This is a genomic window from Ramlibacter sp. (assembly GCF_036676645.1).
Lineage (GTDB): Bacteria > Pseudomonadota > Gammaproteobacteria > Burkholderiales > Burkholderiaceae_C > Ramlibacter.
The window spans coordinates 1-3,660 of sequence record NZ_JAKFCM010000002.1; the positions used below are offsets into that span (position 1 = coordinate 1).

At 71.3% G+C, this 3,660-nt stretch carries 3 protein-coding genes; 2 read left to right on the forward strand and 1 reads right to left on the reverse strand.

Going from position 1 to position 3,660, the window contains the following annotated elements; translation table 11 throughout:
• Positions 1-548, reverse strand: a 548-nt coding sequence (locus V6M57_RS00010) for an SPFH domain-containing protein (protein ID WP_332812921.1), incomplete at its 3' end; no start/stop codon positions are given.
• A 184-nt stretch (positions 549-732) separates the two neighbouring features.
• On the opposite strand from V6M57_RS00010, the gene V6M57_RS00015 reads away from it, so the two are divergent.
• Both V6M57_RS00015 and V6M57_RS00020 read left to right on the forward strand, forming a co-directional pair.
• Positions 733-1,479 (forward strand): response regulator transcription factor, encoded by a 747-nt coding sequence (locus V6M57_RS00015; RefSeq protein WP_291189742.1) that lies wholly within the window; start codon positions 733-735, stop codon positions 1,477-1,479.
• Positions 1,476-3,647: a sensor histidine kinase gene (locus tag V6M57_RS00020; RefSeq protein WP_332812922.1), complete on the forward strand. Its 2,172-nt coding sequence runs from the start codon at positions 1,476-1,478 to the stop codon at positions 3,645-3,647. The genes V6M57_RS00015 and V6M57_RS00020 overlap by 4 nt, the downstream gene beginning before the upstream one ends.
• Positions 3,648-3,660: the final 13 nt, after the last annotated feature.

A 3,660-nucleotide genomic window follows, 5' to 3' on the forward strand; every position in this document is an offset into this window, starting at 1 on the left:
GCGAAGGTCTTGTAGACCACGCCCTGCAGGGCCGGGTCCACCAGCTCGGCGCCCGGGTCCACCTGCAGCCGGCTGGCCACCAGCGCGAGCTGGGCCGGGTTGACCGCGAAGCGCACCGTCACGTCCACGCCCAGCGACAACCCTTCCACCGACTGCACCGGCGCCGGCCCGTCGTGGCGCGCCATCTCGGCCGACTTCCAGTTCTGGTCGCGCAGCGACAGCACCCGCAGGCGGTGCAGGCCGGGCACCACCCAGACATTGCCCGCGCCCAGTTCCTGCTGGTGGCCGGTGAGCTGGTTGGTGCGCAGCGCCGCCTGGCCCGGGTTGATCGTCAGAGCGGGCGGGTGGCGCACCAGGGTGTAGCCGCCGGCGACCAGCAACAGGACCCCCACCACCACCGGGGCGGTGTGCCGGGGCAGGCGCAGCGGCGGGCGGGGCCGTGCCGGCGGCGCACCGTCGTCGAACAGGGGCGCGGTGCTGGCGTCGGGTGCCGGCCGGGCGAAGGCCTGGCGCAGGCGGGCGGTGAGTTGCTTGAGCGAAAACGACATGGTGAAAACTCCTGGGGATCGGGGGGCAGACGCCGCTCAACCGATGAACCCGATTCTTCGCAACGGCCCGGGAAGCTACAACGCAGGCGCCGGGCGAGAGGCTTCAGGCCCGCGGCGGATTTGCTTCGCCCGCGGAAGATTCCTTCCGCGCCGCGCGCCTGGGGCCATTTCATAATGGCGCACCATGTCCAGCCCCACCCCGACCCTTTGCGTGGCCCTGATCGAGGACGATCAACCCACCAGCCGACAGCTGGCCACCTGGATCCGGTCGGCGCGGCCCGACATCCGGATCGACCAGTGGTTCAACCGCGACGACGCGGAAAACGCCATCAACCGCGTGCCCTACGACCTGGTGGTGCTCGACATCGAACTCGGCCACGAGCGCCATGCCGGCGTGGCCCTGATCAACGCGATCAACAAGAACCGCCAGGGCACGCCGGTGCTGGTGGTCTCGGCCATGCCCGCGGCCATCTACCGCAGCATCATGAAAGCGCTGGACGCCTGGGACTACCTGCAGAAGACCACCTTCGAAGAGCACGATTTCATCGAGACCTTTCTGGACATCCTGCGCGTCTCGCGCAAGCAGGCCGCGGTGGCCGCACCGGCGGCGCCCGCCGACGAGCTGAGCCTGGACCCGCTGTGGCAGCGCACGCCGATCTGGCGCGGCCAGCGCATCAACCTGCCGCTGACCGCGCAGCGCATCCTGGCCACGCTGCACCAGCGCGCGGGCGAGGTGGTGTCGTACGAAGAGCTGTTCGACGTGGTCAAGAGCGGGCGCAACCGCGACAACGTGCGCAAACACGTGAGCACCATCCGCGACGCGTTCCGCGAGGTGGACCCGCAGTTCGAGGGCATCGAAAACGTGCCGATGCGGGGCTTTCGCTGGGTGCGCACGGCCCTAGTTTCCGCGCCCGGCCGAAAGCCCGCATGAAGGTGCCGGGCCTCGACCTGCCCCGCTTTCGCATGGGCAAGCTCGGCGTGCCGCGCCTGGGGCTGGCCGGCTTTCGGCGGCGCATCTTCTTTCGCGCCGTCTTTGCGCTGCTGGTGCTGGCCACGCTGGGCCTGGCGCTGACCGTGCTGCGACACGAAAAGGAGCGCAGTTACCTCAACTACCAGAACAGCTTTCGCAAGACCCAGTCGGAGATCCTCGCGCGCCTGCGCCACCCGGCCGGCCAGCTCGCCCTGCTCAATCCGCAGCACGAACCGGCCGCGCCCGGCCAGGGCGCCGAGCTCTCGCCGCTGCTGCTGCCCTTTGGCGCGCTCGACTTCGACGACCCGTTCAAGGCCCAGCAGGCGCTGGAGAGCTCGGGTTGCGCCGTGTTGTTCCAGGACGGCTCCAGCGCCTGCGCGGCGATCGGCAGCAACCCCTACGCGGGCGGCTTCGTCTACCTCGCGGGCAGCTTTGTCAGCCCGCCGCTGGTGGGCCGCGAGCGGGGCCAGCTGGACTTGCAGGACGTGCACCGCGCCCGGGTGCACCTGACGCTGCGCGGCCAGACCACCCGCTGGATCGCGCCGCTGGAGCTGGTGGCCAGCGCCCCCGGCCAGCAACAGGCGCCGCTGGTGGGGCGCTGGGCGGGCTTTCGGGCGCCCGCCGCCGGTGCGGAGCCCGACACGCTGCAACGCAAGACCCGCCCGGTGCGGGATTTCCGCGGCTGGGTCTGGCAAAGCCCGGACTGCGCCGACGAAGGCCAGGCGCAGCCTGACTGCCCGCGCCGCGCCTTCTATTCCATCCGCCTGCCCTCGGACGCCCTGCGCGTGGCCAACCTGCCGCCCGCCCGGGTGGTCTGGCCGCCCGCCGATCTCGCCGACATCCGCGTGGGGCTGCAGATCGTGGGGCCCGCGTCCGCGCAACTGCTCGACACCGCCGCGCCACGCCAGGCCGAGCCGTCCGCGCTGGCCGAGCTGGCGCAGTCCCTGCTGCCGGGCGAAAGCCTGCAGATCCAGCGATTGGCCAGCACCCTGGCCCCGGGGCTCACGCGCCCCCCCGCCACGCAGACCCTGCACGGCAGCGCCGACCCGGGGGAACGTGAATCGCCCTGGGTGCGCCACATCGTGGGCCTGCTGCCGGTGGACACCCGGGTGCCGCTGCTGCAGGCGGTGGACACCGTGGCCACGCCGGTGGGCCGCTTCGAGATCACGCTCACGGGCGACGTGCGCACGGTGGAGCGCCGCATCAGCATCGTCGCCACGCGCCTGCTCTGGCTGGTCGGGGCCATGCTGGGCGCGATCGTGCTGGCCTGGCTGCTGATCGAGATCGGCCTCATCCGCCGTGTGACCCAGCTCACCCGGCGCGCGGCGGCGGTGTCGTACAACGTGCACGCGCCCCTGCCGGAAAACCGGCTCGCCGACCTGGACGTGAGCGATCTGCGCGGCAGCGACGAGCTCGGCATCCTGGCCGGGGGCCTGTCCGACCTGCTGCAGCGGGTGAAGAACGACATCTCGCGCGAACACCAGCGCGCCCAGCAGGAGCTGGACATGTGGCACGCCGTGGGGCACGAGATCATGTCGCCGCTGCAGTCGCTGATGGTGCTGCACGGCCGGCCCGAGGACCCGAGCCACCGCTACGTGCAGCGCATGCAGCAGGCCGTCAAGGTGCTGTACGGCCACGCCTCCCCGAGCGAGGCGATCGTCGCGGCCGACATGGCCAGCGAGCGGCTGGACATCCACGCCTTCCTGCGGCAGATCGCCGACAACGCGCACTTCTCCGGCATCGACAGCGTGCGCTACCTGGACGCGGACAACCCCGGACTGGCGGGCCTGCAGGTGCGGGCCGATGGTTTCGCGCTGGAAGACGTGGTCACGCACCTGCTGCGCAACGCCCAGCGCTGCCGCACACCGGGCACGGCCATCACGCTGTCGCTGACGGCCGACCCGCAACACGCCTGGATCGCGGTGCACAACCAGGGGTCGGCGATCGACGCGGCGCTGCTGCCGCGCATTTTTGACTACGGTGTGTCCGACCTGCCGCCGACCGAAGGCCACCGCGGCCAGGGCCTGTTCGTGGTCAAGACCTACATGGGCAAGATGGGCGGCACGGTGCAGGCGCGCAACGTGGCCGATGGCGTGCTGTTCACGCTGGGGCTGGCCCGGCTGGCCTGAGCGCACAAAAAAA

Bases quoted from the DNA above. Each gene is read 5' to 3' on its own strand.
- V6M57_RS00015 (WP_291189742.1), top strand. From the start codon at position 733: ATGTCCAGCCCCACCCCGACCCTTTGCGTGGCCCTGATCGAGGACGAT.
- V6M57_RS00020 (WP_332812922.1), top strand. From the start codon at position 1,476: ATGAAGGTGCCGGGCCTCGACCTGCCCCGCTTTCGCATGGGCAAGCTC.